Source organism: Streptomyces vastus, assembly GCF_039532825.1.
Taxonomy (GTDB): domain Bacteria; phylum Actinomycetota; class Actinomycetes; order Streptomycetales; family Streptomycetaceae; genus Streptomyces; species Streptomyces vastus.
Genome location: NZ_BAAASJ010000105.1, coordinates 911 through 1720, shown reverse-complemented (window position 1 = coordinate 1720; position 810 = coordinate 911). Strand labels below are relative to the sequence as shown.

Annotated in this window: 1 protein-coding gene and 1 pseudogene; both read left to right on the top strand. The window is 68.8% G+C overall.

Annotated elements, in window-relative coordinates:
• A partial coding sequence (locus tag ABD357_RS33980) for a TOBE domain-containing protein (protein ID WP_344395072.1) occupies nt 1–506 on the top strand: 506 nt, incomplete at its 5' end.
• Nucleotides 507–509: 3 nt separating this feature from the next.
• Nucleotides 510–810 (top strand): annotated as a pseudogene (locus ABD357_RS33975) (ABC transporter permease); the annotation flags it as partial.

The window sequence follows — 810 nt, the reverse complement described above, 5'->3', positions numbered from 1 at the left end:
TGACGCACGATCAGGAAGAAGCGCTGGTCCTCTCGGACCGTATCGCGGTGATGCGCAACGGCCTGATCGAACAGTTCGACACCCCCCGGGAGCTGTTCGAACGGCCGAGGACGCCCTTCGTGGCGGACTTCCTCGGCGCGGCCAACTTCCTGCCCGGCCGCATCGAGCAGCACACCGACGAGTACACCCTGGTCCGCCTCGACCACAGTGGCGGCGTGATCAAAGCGCGCCGCCACCAGCTGGCTGCCAGCACTCCGGTGAAGGTCGCCGTGCAGCCGGGCCGGCTGCGGGCCTGCGCCACCGACGACGGTTTTTGCACCGGCACGGTGGAGACCGCCACCTACGTGGGCACCCTGGTCCGCGCCGGAGTGCGGATCGACGGCGATAAGGCGCCGCTGCTGCGCCTGGAAGTACCGGCCGGCCGCGGGCCCGTCGCCGGCGAGCGCGTCGGGATCTCCGCCGACCCCGAGGACGTCAACCTCTTCCCCACCGAACAGGGAGGGTGAGCCATGGCCGCCCTCACCGCCACCGCCCCCACCCGTCCGCGCAAGCTGCTGGCCTCGCGCAAGACCCGCATCGGGATCCTCTACGCCCTGCCGGTCGTGGTCTATCTGCTGATGCTGTTCGTCTACCCGATCTTCAGCACGCTGCTCCTCAGTCTGAAGAACACCGACGGATCGCTCACCCTGCACTGGTACGTGGAGGCGCTGACCGGGGTCAACCTCTCCGTCCTGTTCACCACGCTGCGGATCTCCGCCGAGACGGCGCTGTTGAGCCTCGTCTTCGGCTTCCTCCTGGCCAACGCGGTCT